This window comes from Streptomyces sp. NPDC056479 (assembly GCF_042795335.1).
Taxonomy (GTDB): domain Bacteria; phylum Actinomycetota; class Actinomycetes; order Streptomycetales; family Streptomycetaceae; genus Streptomyces.
The window spans coordinates 16,004-33,737 of the sequence record NZ_JBHTRZ010000010.1 but is presented as its reverse complement, the minus strand read 5'-3'; the positions used below and the strand labels follow the sequence as shown (position 1 = coordinate 33,737).

Here is a 17,734-nt window from a genome sequence, read left to right as displayed (position 1 = left end):
GTTGGCACTGAGGACGGACGGCATGACACCTAATTCCAGGAGCGGAGCGGGACGCAAGGGCCTCGCGACCCTCGTTTGTGGAGCGCTGGCCGCCGGGGGGCTCGCAGCCGCCGGTGTGACCGCGCTGGAACCGGGGGCGGCCTCCGCCTCCAGTCACCGGGAGGCCCCCCTGATCTCGGGGACTCCGCAGTACGACAACACGGATGTGTACGCGTTCGTCAGCCCGGACAAGCCGGACACGACGACGATCGTGGCCAACTGGATCCCCTTCGAGGAGCCGGCCGGCGGACCGAACTTCTTCACGTTCGCCGAGGACGCCCAGTACGACATCCACATCGACAACAACGGTGACGCGCAGGGCGAACTGCTCTACCGCTTCACCTTCGACACGCACGTCAAGAACAAGAAGACGTTCCTGTACAACACCGGTCCCGTCGAGAGCCTGGACGACCCGGACCTCAACATCACGCAGACGTACGACATCGAGCTGCTGAAGCTGAAGGACCAGCACCTGGTGTCGAAGACGAAGATCGCCAACGATGTGCCGGTGGCGCCGTCGAACGTCGGCAAGGCGTCGATGCCGGACTACTCCAAGCTGCGCGACCAGGCCATCCACGAGGTCCACGGCGGCACGACCACGTTCGCCGGCCAGGCCGACGACCCCTTCTTCCTCGACCTGCGGGTCTTCGACCTGCTCTACGGCGGGAACCTCTCCGAGGTCGGCAACGACACGCTCAAGGGCTACAACGTCAACTCCGTGGCTCTGCAGGTCCCGACGCACATGGTCGCCGAGTCGGCGGACCAGCCGATCGTCGGCATCTGGTCGACGACCCAGCGCCAGAACGCCAAGGGCGAGTACGAGCAGGTCTCGCGCCTGGGCAGCCCGCTGGTCAACGAGGTCGTCAACCCGATCAAGGACAAGGACAAGTTCAACGCGTCCTCGCCGTGGGACGACGCGAAGTTCCTGAAGAACGTCACCAACCCCGAGCTGCCCAAGCTCATCGAGGCGATCTACAAGATCCCGGCGCCCGCCGAGCCGCGCAACGACCTGGTCGACGTCTTCCTCAAGGGCGTCAAGGGTCTCAACCAGCCGCCGCACGTCACACCGTCGGAGATGCTGCGCCTGAACACGTCGATCAAGCCGACGGCGGAGCCCAAGCGGCTCGGCGTCCTCGACGGCGACAACGCGGGCTTCCCGAACGGCCGTCGCCTCACCGACGACGTGATCGACGCCTCCCTCCAGGTCGTCGAGGGTGAGCTGCTGGGCGCCAAGAACGACCTCGGCGACGCGGTCGACAAGAACGACAAGGACTTCGAGAAGGCCTTCCCGTACGTCGCCCTGCCGACCGAGGGTTCGCGCGGCCCGCTCGCCAAGGGCACCGAGGGCGACACCGACGTCCGCAGCCAGATCGGCGACGCCCTCCAGCCGGCGGGTGCCTCCGGCGGCACCGACGACATGACCCTGATCGCCGGGTCCGCGGGCGCCGGCGCACTCGGAATCCTGCTGATCGGCGGCGCCCTGCTGTGGTGGCGCCGGATGCGGGACCGAGCGTACTGAGCCCCCTCCCACGGGGCGGGGATCACCCCGCCCCCACCGACTGGCGCGGCCCGCGAAGTACTCATCCCCCACGGCGCGGGCCGCGCCGCATGCGACAACGACCGTTCCTGAAGTCTTGATCGAGGAGAGGGCATGGCCGCGCGTACGAACGACAGCGCACCGGAGAACGAGGAGCACGGGAAGGCATCCGGTGCGAATGCCGACGAGCGCGTCGCTGCCGTGCGGCGGGTGGGCGCCGCGAGGCGGAGGAAGCGGTCGGAGCGCCCCCTGGCCCGTCCGGCGTCTGCGGACGAGGCCCGTTCAGGGCCGACGGGGGTCCAGGGGGCGGAGCCCTCTGGCGGGGTCGAAGGGGCGAAGCCCCTTGAGGAGGGGACGGGCAAGGGCGGCGGGGGCGGGAAAACGGCCTCGCCCACCACCCAGCCACGCATCAGCGCCGTACGCCGCGCCGCGGCAGCCGGCAGGCGCAGCCGGGTCCTCCATCTCGCCGGCTGCGCCGCCCTGTTGGCCGTCGCCCTCACCGCCGGTTCCATCGCCCTCGGCGCCGCCCGCGACAACACGGGTCAGAGCGTCGTCCCCGCCTCCGCCGCCGTCTCCCCGGGCCTGCTGGCCACCGGCGACCTGGACACCGGGATCGCCTCCCTCCAGTCCCACCTCCACGACCAGCCAAGGGACTTCAGCGGCTGGGCGACCCTGGGCCTCGCCTACATCGAACAGGCCCGCACCAAGGGCGACCCGTCCCGCTACCCCCAGGCCGAGCAGTCCTTCAAGCGCTCACTCGCGCTGAAGGCCGACAACGACCAGGCTCTCGCCGGCCGCGCCGCCCTCGCCGCCGCCCGGCACGACTTCGAGGACGCCCTGAAGTACGCCGAACAGGCACTCAAGGTGAACCCGTACAGCGAACGCGCCCTGTGCACCCGCGTCGACGCCCTGGTCGAACTCGGCCGCTACGCCGACGCCTCCAAGGCCGCCGACACCGCCGACGACCGCCGCCCGGGCATCCCGGTCTTCACCCGTTACGCGTACGTGCACGAGCTGCGCGGCGACGTCCGGACCGCCGAGCGCGTGCTGGAACAGGCGCTCTCCTCCGCCGTCTCCCCCGGCGACATCGCCTACGTCGCCACCCAGCTCGGCCAACTCGCCTGGAACCAGGGCGACTACGACACCGCCCTCACCCACTACGCCCGAGCCCTCGCCGCCGACGAGAACTACGTCCCGGCCCTCGAAGGCCGCGCCCGTGCCCAGGCTGCGAGCGGGGACAGGGCGGGCGCGCTCAAGGGCCTGCAGGACGTCGTCTCCCGCTACCCTCTGCCCGGCCCGCTCGTCGAGCTCGGCGAGCTGTACGCCGCCGCGGGCGACCAGGTGAAGGCCGACGACCAGTACGCCCTCGTCGACGCCTGGACGGCCCTCGCGCGCGCCAACGGCGTCAACGCCGACCTCGACACCGCCCTCGCGGCCGCCGACCACGGTGACAAGGCCTCCGCCCTGCGCGCCGCCCGCGCCGAGTGGGAGCGCCGCCACACCGTGCACACCGCGGACGCCCTCGCCTGGGCACTGCACGTCAACGGCAGGGACGAGGAAGCCCTGCCCTACGCCCGTAAGGCCACGGCCACCGGCTACCGCAGCGCCGCGTTCCTCTACCACCGCGGCGTCATCGAGCGCGCCACCGGCCACACCGAGGACGCCCGCGAGCACCTGCGAGCCGCGCTGAAGCTGAACCCGGGCTTCTCACCGCTGGGCGCCCGGGAAGCCCGTACGGCACTGAAGGACCTGGAGGCGGCCAAGTGACCCCTCGTCGTCTGTTCGCCTCCGGCGCCGCCGTCCTCACGGCGGCCTGCGCGCTCGCGCTGTTCGCCTCCCCTCCCGCGGGCGCGCACCCCCTCGGCAACTTCACCGTCAACCGCTACGACGGCCTGGTCGCCGCTCCTGGTGAGCTGCGCGTCCACCATGTCGAGGACCTCGCCGAGATCCCGGCGACGCAGGCCGGGCCGGACATCGAGAAGGCGGGCATGACGGAGTGGGCCCGGCAGCGCTGCGCGGACGCCGCGCGGGGCAGCGAGGTCACCGTGGACGGCCGTACGGTCGAGCTGACGCTGAACAGCAGCCACGCGCGCGTGCGACCCGGTCAGGCGGGGCTCGACACGCTCCGGGTGGAGTGCCGGCTGACGGCACCGCTCCCCGAGGACGCCACCGTCGCTCTCGGCTTCCGTGGCGCGGGCGCGCAGTCGGGACCCGGCTGGCGGGAGATCACGGCACGCGGTGACCGTATGACGCTCACCGCCTCGGACGTGCCCGGGAAGTCGATCTCCGGCGAACTGACCGAGTACCCGGCGGAGCTGCTGTCCTCCCCGGCCGACACCAAGACCGCGTCCCTGCGCGTACGCCCGGGCGGTCCCGCCCTCGCCGAGCCGGCGGAGCAGGACGCACCCGCATCCTCCGTGCTGCCGCGCGGCGCCGACCGCTGGACGCGTGCGCTGGACGACCTGGTCGGCCGGCACGACCTCACCGTCGGCTTCGCCGCGCTCGCCCTGGTCATCGCGATCTTCCTGGGCGCGATGCACGCGCTCGCCCCGGGCCACGGCAAGACGATCATGGCCGCGGTCGCGACGGCACGCGGCGGCCGGGCGCGTCTGAAGGACGTCATGCCCCTGGCCGCCTCGGTGACGATCACCCACACCCTGGGCGTGGTCGCCCTCGGTCTGCTGGTCACGGCCGGATCCGCGGCGGCGCCCTCGGTGATCACCTGGCTGGGCATCGCGAGCGGCGCCCTGGTGATCGCAGCGGGCGCGACACTCGTTCGCCGGGCGTGGCACATCCGCAGGCACGGATACGGGCACGGACACACTCACGACGATCCGCACGAGAACGAGAGTGATCACGGACACGCACCCGCGCACGACGACCACACGCACCCCCATCCCCATCCGCACGACCACGACCACGACCACGACCACCCGCACGAGACCGACCACGCCCACGAGCGCCAGCCGGTCCTGGTCGCCGCCCACGCCCACGCCGCGACCGAAGCCCCCGCCCCCGCACCGACTCCGGCCCACGTCCACTCACACGCACCCGCCGACCACCACGACCACACCCACCCCCACCCGCACACCCACGGTGACGCCCACAAACATGGCGTGCTCACACACACCCACGGCGGCTTCACCCACACCCACGCCACCGCCCCCACCCTCCGCGGCACGATCCTCCTCGGCTTCGCCGGCGGGCTCGTGCCCAGCCCCTCCGCGGTCGTCGTGCTCGTCGGCGCGGCGGCGCTCGGGAAGGCGTGGTTCGGGCTGCTGCTCGTCGTGGCGTACGGCGTCGGGCTCGCCCTGACCCTGACCGCGGCCGGGTTCGCGGTCGTCAAGCTGGGTACCGGAGTGACGCGGGTACTGGACAAACGCCCCCGCTGGACCGCGCACCCGTTCACGACCTTCCTGCGCAGGACCGCTCCACTGGCATCCGCGCTCCTGGTCGTGCTGCTCGGGGCCGGACTGGTGTTCCAGGGGGCGGCATCCGTACTCGGCTGAGCTACTTTTGGGAAGAAATCGCACGGAGTGGAGATTTCGCACGGATGCGAATGGGGGACGCCCGTGTCCGAAGAACACGGCAGTGAACGCTTGATCGCGGGCCGCTACCGCCTCCTGTCCCCGCTCGGCGAGGGCGGCATGGGGACCGTGTGGCGGGCCCGCGACGAGGTGCTGCACCGCGAGGTCGCCGTCAAGGAGGTGCGTGCGCCGCACGGGCTGCCGGCGCCGGAGGTCGAGCGGATGTACGCCCGCCTCGAGCGCGAGGCATGGGCGGCGGCCCGGGTCGCCAACCGCAATGTCGTCACGGTGTACGACGTGGCCACCCAGGACGGCCGGCCCTGGATCGTGATGGAGCTGGTCCGCGGCATCTCGCTGGCCGAGCAGCTGGACGCCGAGGGCCCGCTGAGCCCGCAGCGCGCCGCGCACATCGGCGCCGAGGTGCTGTCCGCGCTGCGGGCCGCGCACGAGGCCGGGGTGCTGCACCGGGACGTGAAGCCGGCCAACGTGCTGCTGTCGAACGACGGCCGTGTGGTGCTGACCGACTTCGGTATCGCGATGGTCGAGGGCAGCTCCGCGCTGACGATGACCGGCGAGGTCATCGGCTCCCCCGAGTTCCTCGCCCCGGAGCGCGCGCTGGGCCGCACACCCGGCCCGGAATCGGACCTGTGGTCCCTCGGCGTGCTCCTGTACGCGGCGGTGGAGGGCAACTCGCCGTTCCGTCAGGACACCCCGCTCAGCACGCTCCGCGCGATCGTCGACGACCAGCTGCCCCCGCCGCGCCGCGCCGGTCCGCTCGCTCCCGTCATCGAGGGCCTGCTGCGCAAGGATCCGGCCGAGCGGCTGCCGGCCGACCGGGCGGAGCAGGACCTGCGGATCGTCGGCGCGGGAGGGGCGCCGCGCGCGGACACCGTGCGGGGAACCCCGTACGCCCCGACCGTCGCGGCGTTCCCGGCGCCGTCACCGACCGGCCCGACGGCCCCGGTCCCGGCACCCGGTCCGACCCGGCCCGTCGTCGGCCCGCCCCCCTCGACCACGACCCCCGTGCGCCCCGGCCGCAACCGCCGCGCCGCCCTCACCCTGATCGCGGGCATCGCGGTCCTCGCGCTGGCCGTGGCGGGGCTGACGTACGCCCTGCTCAACCGCGACGACGGCGGCGGCAAGGCGGGCGGCGAGGGCACCACGACCCAGGAGGGCGGCGGGACTTCGCCCACGGAGACCGAGGACGAGAACACCGCCGGCGGGGACGAGAGCCCGCAGCCGAGTCAGAGCCGTACGAGCGCTCCCGCGCCGCAGTCCGTGCAGGTGACGCTGACGGGCTCGAATCTGGAGTACGCCGGGCCCTGTCCGCCGCCGAGCGGTGACGCGCCCGCCTTCACGGCGACGTTCACGGTGGGGCGGTTGCCGGCGGAGGTCACCTATCGCTGGGTGTCCAAGGACGGTGACGTCATGGATCAGGGCTGGAAGACCCTGTCGTTCCCGGAGGGCGGCGGCCGGACCAAGCAGGACCGGGCGTTCGTGACGACATCCGCCGAGAATTCGGACAGCGGGACGTTCGAGAACGAGATCAGTGTCGAGGTCAGCGACCCGGTGAAGACGAAGTCGGAGTCGGTGCCGTTCTCGGTGACCTGTGAGACCCGGACCCCGACGGGCGGGGTCTCGCAGGCGCCTACCGAGTCGCCGAGCGCGTAGCGCCCGGCGGAGCACCGGACGTTCAGGCCGCGCTGTTCAGCACCGGCAGATAACCACCCGACTGGCCCGCGGCCGTCGGGTGGTACGACTCGGGGATGTTGAGCCAGTTGACGGCGTGCATCCACGGGCTGCCGGAGCAGAGTTCGTGCCCGGTGAAGGTGGAGCGCACGTCGCCGAAGGTGAAGCCGTGGTCCAGGGCGCGCTTCTCGGTCGCGGCGTCGATGTGGTCGGCGGCGTCGTTGAGCGCCCTGCGCTTGGTCTCGGACAGCCCCAGGCACCCGGACACGCCCAGCTTGTAGAAGCGGGGGTAGCCGAGCACGACCACATGGGCGGACGGGGCCTTGGCCCGGATGGCCGAGTAGACGGTGTCGAGCCGGCCGGGCAGCGTCGAGTCGACGAATGCCTTGGCGGTGTTGATGCGTCCGACGCAGGCGCTGTCGGACTGGAGCACACAGGTCTGCATGATGTCGGCGAAGCCCGCGTCGTTGCCGCCGATCGAGATGGACACCAGTGCGGTGGTGGAGCTGAGCGGGCCGAGCTGACTGGCGGTCACATCACCCGTTTGAGCGCCCGAGCAAGCCGTGAAGTCGAACGACGAGGGTGAGTTGGCGGCGGCCCAGAGGTACGGGTACGCCTTCGTGCTGCGCTTGCAGTCGCCGCTGGAGCTGATGTAGCCGGCCGCGCCGAGGCCCGAGGAGTAGGAGTCGCCGAGCGCCACGTAACCGCCGATGGCGGCGGTGTCGGCGGCCTGCGCGGTGGCTGCCCCGGTGAGGGCGGAGCCGACGGCGAGGAGGAGTGAGGCGACGTATACGGAAAGTCGGGAACGTCTCATGGAACCTCCCTATAGCAGGATCTCTGCCATAACCGTCGTACCAACTACGCGTGTTGACGGGAAGTGTCCATGCCAAGACTTTTCCGGGCATCGCGGCCCTCAACCTATGGGTTCACCATGAGTCTCATTTCGTGTTCATGACAGGCTTGTTGACAGACCGTCAACTCCCTTGTCCGTCACCGCCGGACCACAGATCCTTTACCTCGGCTTGGGAACGGGAACGCGACGTTCCGAGGTCGTGCCCGCGATCACGCGCGCACCCCCCACAGACGTGCGCCCCCACCCGGGCGCGCGCCGCCTAGAGGAGGACTCCCTCGTAATGGCACAACTGCGTAGCAAGAAGGTCCGGCTCGCCGCGATAACCAGCCTGGCGACCGCCGCCCTCGTCGGCGGACTCACCGCCCTCCCCGCCCAGGCCGCCCCGGCCGAGGGCAAGGTCCTGGCCGCCGGCTCCCCCACGGCGGTCAAGGACAGCTACATCGTCACGCTCGACAGGAGCGCGGGCCTCAAGGCCTCCTCGGCCGCCGGCAAGGGCCTGGTCGAGGAGTACGGCGGCACGGTGAAGAAGACGTTCACCAAGGCGCTGAACGGCTACACCGCCACCCTCTCCGCGGCCGAGGCCAGACAGCTCGCCGCCGACCCGGCCGTGGCCTCCGTCGAGCAGAACCAGCGCGTCCGACTGGCCGACACCACGCAGACCAGCGCTCCTTGGGGCCTGGACCGCATCGACCAGGCCGCGCTTCCGCTGTCCGGCACCTACACCTACCCGGACAGCGCGGGCAGCGGTGTGACGGCGTACGTCATCGACACCGGCGTCCGTATCACGCACCAGCAGATCAGCGGTCGGGCCACCTACGGCTACGACGCGGTCGACGGCGACACCACCGCCGCCGACGGCAACGGCCACGGCACCCATGTGGCCACCACCATCGCGGGCTCGACCTACGGCGTCGCCAAGAAGGCGAAGATCGTGGCGGTGCGCGTGCTCGACAACGCGGGCTCCGGCACCACCGCGGGCGTCATCGCGGGCATCGACTGGGTGACCAACAACCACTCCGGTCCCTCGGTCGCCAACCTGTCGCTCGGCGGCGGCGCCTCCTCCACGCTGGACACGGCTGTGCGCAACTCCATCGCCAGCGGCGTGACCTACGCCGTCGCGGCCGGCAACAGCAACGCCAACGCCTCCTCGTACTCCCCGGCCCGCGTGACCGAGGCGATCACCGTCGGCGCCACCACCAGCGCGGACGCCCGGGCGAGCTACTCCAACTACGGCTCGGTGCTGGACATCTTCGCGCCCGGCTCCTCGATCACGGCGGGCTGGTACACCAGCGACACCGCGACGAACACCATCTCCGGTACGTCGATGGCCACTCCGCACGTCGCGGGCGCGGCCGCCGTCTATCTGGCGAGCCACACCTCGGCCACCCCGGCCACGGTGGCCTCGGCCCTCACCAGCGGCGCCACCTCCAACGTGGTCACCAGCCCCGGCAGCGGCTCCCCGAACCGGCTGCTGAAGCTCGTACCGTGACACACCTGAGCACCACCTGAACCACCGGCCCCCGCAGGCCCCACGCCTGCGGGGGCCGTGGGCGTGCGAGCGGGAAACGAACACATGTCAAGAGGTCGTTCGCATCTTGACGACCGACACGACGCTGAGCCACATTGAAGCCCGGCATCCGGCGCTTCAGGGGGCAAAGTCGCCAATGCAGACCTTACGTATCAAGGCACGTATCAAGACAGACTCGTCTCAGGACGCCGAGCGTGCGCGACCAGGTCCGGGGAGGGACCTGACGCCGCTGCTCGCGGGCGCCGCGACGGCTGTGGGGGTAATCGGCGCGGTCCTCGCGCTCGTCGACTCGGGCTCGCCACTGCGCGGCCCCTTCACGCTGTTCTTCCTGCTCGCGGCGCCGGCCGGGGCCATCGCCGCCGCACTGCGCGGGCTGGAACCCTTCGGCCGGACCGTGGCCGCGGTTGCGGGTGCGGTCGTCGTCAACATGCTGGTGACCCAGGGCATGCTGGCCGTGCACCGGTGGTCGGTACGCGGCGGGATCGTGGCGGTGACCGCGATCAGCGCCGTCATTCTCCTGCTGGTTCTGGTGCGGCGGATGCCCGGCCGCACGAAGCGAAGGCGGACTGACTGACGTGGACATCAGCGTGTACCGCCCCGGGGAGCTCAGCTCCGCCGACCGGGCGGCGTGGACATCGATGCAGTCCAAGGCCCATCTCCAGGGCTCACCGGAGCTCGGCAACCCTTTCCTGTCGCCCGAGTTCGCGCTCGCCGTCGGCCGCTGCCGGCGCGGGGTGCGGATCGCGGTCGTACGGGAGGGCGGGGAGCCGGCCGCGTTCCTCCCGTTTCAGCGGACGGCCGCCGGGGTGGGCCGGGCCATCGGGCTCGGCGTCTCGGACGCCCAGGGCGTGGTGCACCGGCCCGGGTTCACCTGGGACGCCCGGGAGCTGCTGAAGGCGTGCGGGCTCGCCGTATGGGAGTTCGACCACCTGGTGGAGGGCCAGGCGGCGTTCGAGGCGGAGGCCTCCGGCACCTATCCGTCCCCGGTCATGGACGTCGACCAGGGGTACGAGGCGTATCTGGCCCAACTGCGCGAGCGGTCACCGAAGTTCACCCGGACGACGCTCGCCAAGGAGCGCAAGCTGGGGCGGGATCACGACGGGATGCGGTATGTGCACGACGAGCGTGATCCCGCCGCGCTGCGCACGCTGATGGAGTGGAAGTCCGCGCAGTACCGCAGGACCGGGCGCAGCGACCGCTTCGCGCACGCGTGGATCACCCTGCTCGTGGATCAGCTGTTCCACACCCGCTCCGAGCCGTTCGCGGGGATCCTGTCGGTGCTGTACGCGGGCGGGAAACCGATCGCCGCGCACTTCGGGCTGCGCACCGAAAGGGTGCTGGCCTGCTGGTTCCCGGCGTACGACCCGGCGTTCTCGAAGTACTCGCCGGGCCTGGTCCTGCATCTGCGGATGGCCGAGGCGGCCGCCGCCGACGGCATCGCCTATCTCGATCTCGGGCGGGGCCAGAAGGAGTACAAGGACTCCCTCAAGACACGCGAGTTGACGGTGTCGGAGGGGTGGGTGACCAGGCGTCACCCGGTCGCGTTCGGACACCGGGCACGCCGTGCCCCGGTCCGGGCGCTGCGCAACACCGTGCAGACACGGCCGGAGCTCTTCGAACCGGCGGACCGGCTCCTCAAGCGCATGGGGAAGATCCGCTCGGGACACAGGTAACTCCGGTCAAACCAACAAAAACGTGAGGGCTCGTTCCAGCTCTTGCCATACAGGCTCAATCATCAATACCGTCGTACATCTCACCCGCATCGGACTGTCGGTAAGCGGCTCTAGGGGAGGGCTCAAGGACCGCGACGGTTCCGGGGTGGGGCGCGGTAGGGGGGTGCTCGGTGAAGGTGTCCGCACTTGCGACCGAGTCGTGCCGCGCGACCGGCTGCCGCTCTTCGGGTGGTCGGCCAGAAATGCCAGCTCACTTCACGCGCATGGTGATCCGCTCTGCCGTGCCGTGAGTGAGAACCCCCCTTTCGAACCGGACACATAACCGGGCCGCCCAGGGGCGGGCGGTCCACCGGACGAGAGGGACCTGACTCATGAGTTCTGTGCTGCGCCCGGCCGTCGCGGATCAAGATCCGTCACCGGCCGGCAAGTACCGGCCCGTCTCCTCGCACCTGGCCATCGCGCCGCCGGTGAGCGTGGTGATCCCGGCCATGAACGAGGCGGAGAATCTTCCGTACGTCTTCAAGACACTGCCGGACTGGATACACGAAGTGGTCCTGGTGGACGGCAACTCCACCGACAACACCGTCGAGGTGGCCCGCGAGCTGTGGCCCGAGGTGAAGGTCGTGCGCCAGCGCGGCAAGGGCAAGGGGGATGCCCTGATCACCGGGTTCGAGGCGGCCACCGGCGACATCATCGTGATGGTCGACGCGGACGGCTCGGCCGACGGCAACGAGATCCTGTCGTATGTCTCCGCCCTGGTCTCGGGCGCGGACTTCGCCAAGGGCTCCCGGTTCGCCAACGGCGGCGGCACCGACGACATGACGCCGATCCGCAAGCTGGGCAACTGGGCGCTGTGCACGGCCGTCAACCGCAAGTTCGGCGCCCGCTACACCGATCTCTGCTACGGCTACAACGCGTTCTGGCGGCATTGCCTGGACAAGATCGAGCTCGACTGCACCGGCTTCGAGGTCGAGACCCTGATGAACATCCGGGTCGTCAAGGCGGGCCTGAAGGTGCAGGAGATACCCAGCCACGAGTACCTCCGCATCCACGGCACGAGCAATCTGCGGGCCGTGCGGGACGGGCTGAGGGTGCTCAAGGTGATCCTCAAGGAGCGCTCCAACCGGCGTGCCCTGCGCCGCCGCAGTGCGGCGGCGCACTCCCCGACGCTCGACTCGGTCCGCTCGGTTCACTCGGTCCGGGGAGAGTCGTCTTGAGCGGTCCCGACATCTCCGTCGTGATCTGCGTGTACACCGAGGACCGCTGGGAGGACATCCTCGCGGCGGTCTCCTCGGTGCGGGCGCAGTCGTGTCCGGCCCTTCAGACGCTGCTGGTCGTCGACCACAACGCGGCGCTCCTGGACCGGCTGACCAAGGAGTACAAGGAAGCGACCGATGTACGGGTGCTCGCCAACGCGGGCCCCCGCGGTCTGTCCGCCGGCCGCAACACCGGCATCGCCGCCTCGTACGGCGAGGTGATCGCGTTCCTCGACGACGACGCCGTGGCCGAGCGGGACTGGCTGAAGCACTTCGCGGCCGGGTACGCCGATCCGCGGGTCATGGCGGTCGGCGGGCGCACCGAGCCGATCTGGGCGTCGGGGCGGCGCCCGGACTGGTTCCCGGAGGAGTTCGACTGGGTGGTCGGCTGCACCTACCGGGGCCTGCCGCGCGGCCGGGTGAAGGTGCGCAACGTCCTCGGCGGCAACGCCTCCTTCCGGCGTACGGCGTTCGACTTCGCGGGCGGCTTCGCCACCGGCATCGGACGCGACGGCGACCGGCTGCCGCTGGGCTGCGAGGAGACGGAGCTGTGCATCCGGCTCACCAGGGCCAGGCCAGACGCGGTGCTGCTGATCGACGACCGCGCGGTGATCCACCACCGGGTGCCGGGGCCGCGCGAGCACTTCCGGTACTTCCGCACCCGCGCCTACGCCGAGGGTCTGTCGAAGGCGCTGGTGGCCCGAAGTGTGGGCGCCGACAAGGGACTTGAGTCGGAGCGCCGGTACGCCACCCGGGTCCTGCCGGCAGGGGTGGCGCGCGGTCTGCGGGATGCCGTACTGGCCCGGCCGGGCGGTGCCGGAAGGGCCGGCGCGATCGTCGCGGGGGTGCTGACGGCGGCCGGTGGGTACGTGGTCGGGAGTGTCCGTATGCGCCGGGGTGGCGTTACGTACTCGGTGGCGGCGATCGAAAGGGAAGCGGGCGCCGAGGGGGAACCGGGCAGCGAGGGGGGAGCGAGATGACCGACGCGCGGGTACCGATCCTGATGTACCACGCCGTGTCCACCGCACCGAACGACGCCACCCGTGACCTGTCGGTGGCGCCGGAGGCGTTCGCGGAACAGATGGCGCTGATCGGCGATCTGGGCCTCACGCCCGTGCGGACCGCCGATCTCGCGGCACGCTGGCGCTCGGGCAAACCGCTGCCGGAACGCCCCGTGCTGATCACCTTCGACGACGGCTACGAGGGTGTGCACCGGCACGCGCTGCCCGTGCTCGCCAAGCACGGCTTCGCGGCCACCGTGTTCGTCTCCACGGGCTGGCTGAAGGGCCCGCACGACATGGGCGGCGGCCTGGACACCATGCTCGACTGGGACCAGGTCCGCGAACTCGCCGGGGCCGACGTCGAGATCGGCGGCCACAGCCACACCCATCCGCAGCTCGACCAGCTCCCGGACGGCAGGCTGCGCTCCGAGCTGATCCTGTGCAAGGAGATCATCTCGGACGTGCTCGGCACCGTCCCGGCGTCGTTCGCCTATCCGTACGGCTACTCCAGCCGCCGGGTGCGCGAGGCGGTACTGGAGACCGGGTACGCCCAGGCGCTCGCCGTCAACAACGGCCTCGCACGGCGCCGGCAGGGGCCGTACGCCCTCACCCGGCTCACCGTGCGCCGCACCACCGGCATCGAGGAGTTCGGGCGGATGGTCGAGGGCCGCGCCATCGCCCGCACGTTCGCCAGGGACCGCGCCCTCACCAAGGGGTACGCCGTGGTCCGCAGAGCCCGTCAGGTCCGCCGGAAGGCCATCCGTTCCCGTGTCTGACACGACGACCACGACCGAGCCCGCATCGACCGACGCGCCGGCGCCCGAGCAGTCGGGGCGCCGGCTTCGCCTGCCCGGCATGGGCGGGTCCTCCGGCGGCAGCCAGCTGTTCCGCAACGCCTACGCCCTGATGATCAACACCGGCGTCTCCGCCGTGCTGGGCCTCGGCTTCTGGCTGGCCGCCGCCCGCTACTACTCCGAGTCCGCGGTCGGCCAGGGATCGGCCGCGATCGCCGCGATGAAGTTCCTCGCGGGGCTCACCGCGGTGACGCTGACGGGCGCGCTGGCCCGCTTCATCCCGGTCGCGGGACGCAGAAGCGGCCGTCTCATCTTCCGTACGTACGCGGGCAGTTGTGTGATCGTGGCGCTGGCCGCGGGCGTCTTCCTGCTGACGCTGGACCTGTGGGGGCCGTCGTACCGGTTCCTGAGCGGTCCGCTCAACGGGCTCTTCTTCGTCGTGGCCGTCATCGCCTGGAACGTGCTCACGCTCCAGGACGGGGTGCTGACCGGGCTGCGCAGCGCGGTGTGGGTGCCGGTCGGCAACACCGTGTTCTCCGCGGTGAAGCTGGGGCTGCTGGTGGCCTTCGCCGTGGCCATCCCCACCGCCGGGGTCTTCGTCTCCTGGGTCGCCGCGATCGCGGTGTCGGTGCTGCCGCTGGGCTGGCTGGTGTTCCGGCGCCTGGTGCCGCGCCATGTGAAGGCGACCGAGGACCGCACCAGCCCGCCGTCGCTGAAGGAGGTCGGCAGGTTCCTCGCGGGCGACTACACCGGCTCGCTGTTCTCGCTGGCCGTGGTCTATCTCATCCCGGTGATCGTGGCCGCGCAGGTGTCCGCCGAGGACAACGCGTACTTCTACATCACGGCCACGATCGGCGGCACGGTCAATCTGCTCGCCATCAACATGGGCGCCTCCCTCACGGTCGAGGGCTCGCACGACCCGCGGCGGCTGGCCGCCAACACCCGGGCCGCGCTGAAGCGCATGGCGCGGATCATGGTGCCGGTCTCCGCGGTCCTGTTCTTCGGGGCGCCCTGGATCCTGGGCGTCTTCGGCACGGGCTACGCGGAAGCGGCCACCCCGCTGCTGCGCTGGTTCGCGCTCGGCGCGCTGCTGCGGGTCGTGATGGAGACGTACTTCGCGGTCCTTCGCGCGCAGAGCCGTACCGCCGGACTGGCCTGGCTGCAGGGCCTGTTGTGCGCCCTGGTACTCGGTCTGACGCTGGTGCTGCTCCCCCGGATGGGCCTGACCGGCGCCGGTGTCGCCGAGATCGCGTCCCTCTCGGTCATCGTCGCGATCGCCGCGCCGAAGCTGTACCGGACCGTGCGGGCGACGTCGGCCGAGGTGCCCGAGGACGCGGCCCCCGACGGTGACCTCGCCGATCTGGGGGCGCGCGAGGTGCCCGAGGGGGCGCGCAAGCGGGGACCTGGCTGGGCGCTGGACAACGACACCCTCGCGCTCGGCATCCATGTCGACTTCGACCACCTGGAGCGCCGCCCCGACGTCCGCCCGGGACCGGGGACACCGCCCACCGGCACCCCGCGGATCCGCCCGGAGCACCGCCCGACCTGGGCACGCACTCCGGAGTTCGGCCTGCCGGTGGAGGAGCGCCCGGCATCGGCGGAGCCCGCCGAGGTGGACGCCCCGTTCGAGGACGAGTTCGACGCGGGCAAGAGCGAGGCGGCCGTAGCGGAGGAACGCGAGGAGGCTGTCGGACCGGAGGAGGCCGTCGTACGGCCGGAGAGTGCCGTACGGGAAGAGCCGCCCATGCCCGATGAACCCGTACACCAGGCCGACGCGCCCGCGCTCACCTGGCGCGAGCGGCTGCTGCCGACCCGGCTCGGGGTGATCCTCGGCTGTCTGCTGATCGCCGCGCTGCTGCTGTACTGGGTGCCCGCGCTGCGGCTCGGCGAGAGCGACCTGGACGGCATGGGCGGGCTCGGGCTGATCTCGGTGCTGCCGCCGCCGACGCTGCTCGGGGCGGCGCTGCTGGCGGTGACGTTCGCCTCGCTGCTGTGGCTGGGCCGCGAGCACCGGACGCTGCTGCTGCTCACCCTGCTCGCGACGGTCGTGTCGCTGCACGCGCTGCCCGCACTGATCGAGACCGAGCCGCGGTTCGCGACGGCCTGGCAGCATCTCGGTTTCCTCGACTACATCGACCGCACCGGCTCGGCCGTGCCCGACCTGGACGCGCGCTGGAGCTGGCCGGGCTTCTTCGCGGTGGCCGCGTTCACCGCGAAGGCCTGCGGAATCAGCGACCTGACCGAGGTCATCCGCTGGTGGCCGCTGGCCGTGCAGCTGCTCTATCTGGTCCCGATGTTCCTGCTGGTGCGCCACATGCGGGCGAGCTGGCGGGCCAAGTGGACCGGCATCTGGGTCTTCGTGCTCAGCGGCTGGGTCGGCCAGGACTACTTCTCGCCGCAGGGCTTCACCTATCTGCTGTACCTCGTCTTCGCGGCCATCCTGCTGGTCTGGTTCCGGGCGCCACGTGTGATCTGGACGAAGCGGCGGCCCGGCGAGGCCGAGGTCGAGCCGACGGACCGGCGGCAGCGGGCCGTGCTGCTGCTGGTGGTGACCGGGCTGTTCGCGGCGAGCGTCCCGGCCCACCAGCTCACGCCGTTCGTGATGCTGGGCGTGCTGACGGCACTCGTCCTGATCGGCAGGTCCGAGCTGCGCGGCCTGCCCATCCTGTTCGGCGTCATGGTGACGGTCTGGATCGGCTTCATGGCCGAGCCGTACTGGTCGGGGCACTTCGACGAACTCTTCGGCGGGGTCGGCGGCGTCGGCTCCAATGTGTCCTCGTCGGTGTCCGGCCGTATCGAGGGCGGCAGCTCCACCCACAAGCTGGTGCTGTACGTCCGCGTGCTGCTGGCCGGCGGGGTGATGGCCTTCGCCTGCTGGGGCTGGTGGCGCCGGCGCTTCCACCACTACCGGGAGCGCTCGCTGCTCGTCCTCACCTTCGTGCCGTTCCTGGGCTTCGGCATGCAGTCGTACGGCGGTGAGATGGCCCTGCGGGTGTTCATGTTCGCCCTGCCCGGGGCGGCCCTGCTGACCGGACTCGCCTTCTTCCCGCGCACCGGCGTCACCGCCAAGGAGCGCGACAAGGACCGGGTGAGCCTCGCCCCGCTCGCCGCGCTCATGGCCGGTCTGGTGCTCATGGGCGGGTTCCTGGTGGCGCGTTGGGGCAACGAGCCGTTCGAGCGGGTGCGGCCCGGCGAGGTCGCCGCCATGGAGTACGTGTACGCCCATGACGATCCGAGCCTCAGGCTGCTGTGGCTGAGCAGCGACCCGGTGAACGACGTGACACCGGCGATGCCGTGGGGCTCGCGGGACATGGAGAAGGTCTCGTATCTGCCGACGCAGGCGCCGGTCGACCCGGTGCTGGTGTCGGGCCTGGTGAAGGCGCTGAAGGACGCGGGCCCGAACTCGTATCTGATGATCAACCGGGGTCAGGTCACCTATCTCCGGCTGGACCTGGGCTACTCCGCGACCTGGGAGTCACGGCTGATCCAGAACCTGGACAGGCGGCAGGAGCTGAAGAAGGTCTTCGTCAACGCCGACGTGACCATGTACGCGCTGCGCAAGCAGCCGGCTGGCGAGGTGCCGAAGGCCGATCCGGGGCCGATCGGGCCGCAGGTGACCTGGACGCCGTGGTCGGTGGTCGGGGGGCTCGCGGCACTCGCGCTGATCGTGCTGCTGATGGCCCGCGAGATCGTCCGGGTGGCGATGGCGCCGAGCGTGCGGCAGCTGCGCTGGCTGCAGAGCAGCTTCTGGTTCTCACTGCCGCTGCTTGCGGTGCTGCTGGCCTCGTTGGTGCAGCGCTTCCTGACGATCGAATAGGGGTCGTGTCGGTCGGGTGG

The 17,734-nt window shown here is 71.1% G+C and carries 12 protein-coding genes; 11 read left to right on the top strand and 1 reads right to left on the bottom strand.

Features of this window, described 5'->3' with window-relative positions:
* The first annotated feature begins 22 nt into the window (after positions 1–22).
* From ACFQ6S_RS33835 to ACFQ6S_RS33820, 4 genes are all read left to right on the top strand, one after another.
* On the top strand, positions 23–1,558 hold the full coding sequence (locus ACFQ6S_RS33835; RefSeq protein WP_383418340.1) for a DUF4331 domain-containing protein: 1,536 nt from the start codon (positions 23–25) through the stop codon (positions 1,556–1,558).
* Between the two features lie 132 nt (positions 1,559–1,690).
* Complete coding sequence (locus ACFQ6S_RS33830) at positions 1,691–3,343, top strand: tetratricopeptide repeat protein (protein ID WP_383418338.1); 1,653 nt, start codon at positions 1,691–1,693, stop codon at positions 3,341–3,343.
* A complete protein-coding gene (locus tag ACFQ6S_RS33825) occupies positions 3,340–5,085 on the top strand; it encodes a nickel transporter (RefSeq protein WP_383418336.1) in 1,746 nt (581 codons plus the stop codon). The genes ACFQ6S_RS33830 and ACFQ6S_RS33825 overlap by 4 nt, the downstream gene beginning before the upstream one ends.
* Positions 5,086–5,148: 63 nt before the next feature.
* Entirely contained in the window at positions 5,149–6,774 is a 1,626-nt protein-coding gene (locus ACFQ6S_RS33820; RefSeq protein ID WP_383418335.1) for a protein kinase, read from the top strand.
* A 22-nt stretch (positions 6,775–6,796) separates the two neighbouring features.
* Here ACFQ6S_RS33820 and ACFQ6S_RS33815 read toward each other — a convergent pair whose 3' ends face one another.
* A complete protein-coding gene (locus tag ACFQ6S_RS33815) occupies positions 6,797–7,606 on the bottom strand; it encodes an SGNH/GDSL hydrolase family protein (protein ID WP_383418334.1) in 810 nt (269 codons plus the stop codon).
* 319 nt (positions 7,607–7,925) lie between these two features.
* Between ACFQ6S_RS33815 and ACFQ6S_RS33810 the strand changes: the two genes are divergently transcribed.
* The 7 genes from ACFQ6S_RS33810 to ACFQ6S_RS33780 all read left to right on the top strand — a co-directional run bounded on the left by ACFQ6S_RS33810 (position 7,926) and on the right by ACFQ6S_RS33780 (position 17,714).
* Positions 7,926–9,134, top strand: a complete 1,209-nt coding sequence (locus ACFQ6S_RS33810) for a S8 family peptidase (RefSeq protein WP_383418332.1) — start codon at positions 7,926–7,928, stop codon at positions 9,132–9,134.
* Positions 9,135–9,240: 106 nt separating this feature from the next.
* Positions 9,241–9,747, top strand: coding sequence for a hypothetical protein (locus ACFQ6S_RS33805; RefSeq protein ID WP_383418330.1), 507 nt, complete (start codon positions 9,241–9,243; stop codon positions 9,745–9,747).
* 1 nt (position 9,748) lies between these two features.
* The gene (locus tag ACFQ6S_RS33800; RefSeq protein WP_383418328.1) at positions 9,749–10,846 is read left to right on the top strand and encodes a GNAT family N-acetyltransferase; all 1,098 of its coding nucleotides are present in this window, start codon (positions 9,749–9,751) and stop codon (positions 10,844–10,846) included.
* Between the two features lie 371 nt (positions 10,847–11,217).
* Positions 11,218–12,063 carry a glycosyltransferase family 2 protein gene (locus ACFQ6S_RS33795; RefSeq protein ID WP_383418326.1) on the top strand — a complete coding sequence of 282 codons (846 nt, stop codon included), beginning with the start codon at positions 11,218–11,220 and terminating at the stop codon, positions 12,061–12,063.
* On the top strand, positions 12,060–13,082 hold the full coding sequence (locus ACFQ6S_RS33790) for a glycosyltransferase family 2 protein (RefSeq protein WP_383418325.1): 1,023 nt from the start codon (positions 12,060–12,062) through the stop codon (positions 13,080–13,082). Before ACFQ6S_RS33795 ends, ACFQ6S_RS33790 begins: the two co-directional genes overlap by 4 nt.
* On the top strand, positions 13,079–13,879 hold the full coding sequence (locus tag ACFQ6S_RS33785) for a polysaccharide deacetylase family protein (RefSeq protein ID WP_383418323.1): 801 nt from the start codon (positions 13,079–13,081) through the stop codon (positions 13,877–13,879). The genes ACFQ6S_RS33790 and ACFQ6S_RS33785 overlap by 4 nt, the downstream gene beginning before the upstream one ends.
* Positions 13,872–17,714, top strand: coding sequence for a lipopolysaccharide biosynthesis protein (locus ACFQ6S_RS33780; RefSeq protein WP_383418322.1), 3,843 nt, complete (start codon positions 13,872–13,874; stop codon positions 17,712–17,714). The genes ACFQ6S_RS33785 and ACFQ6S_RS33780 overlap by 8 nt, the downstream gene beginning before the upstream one ends.
* Positions 17,715–17,734: the final 20 nt, after the last annotated feature.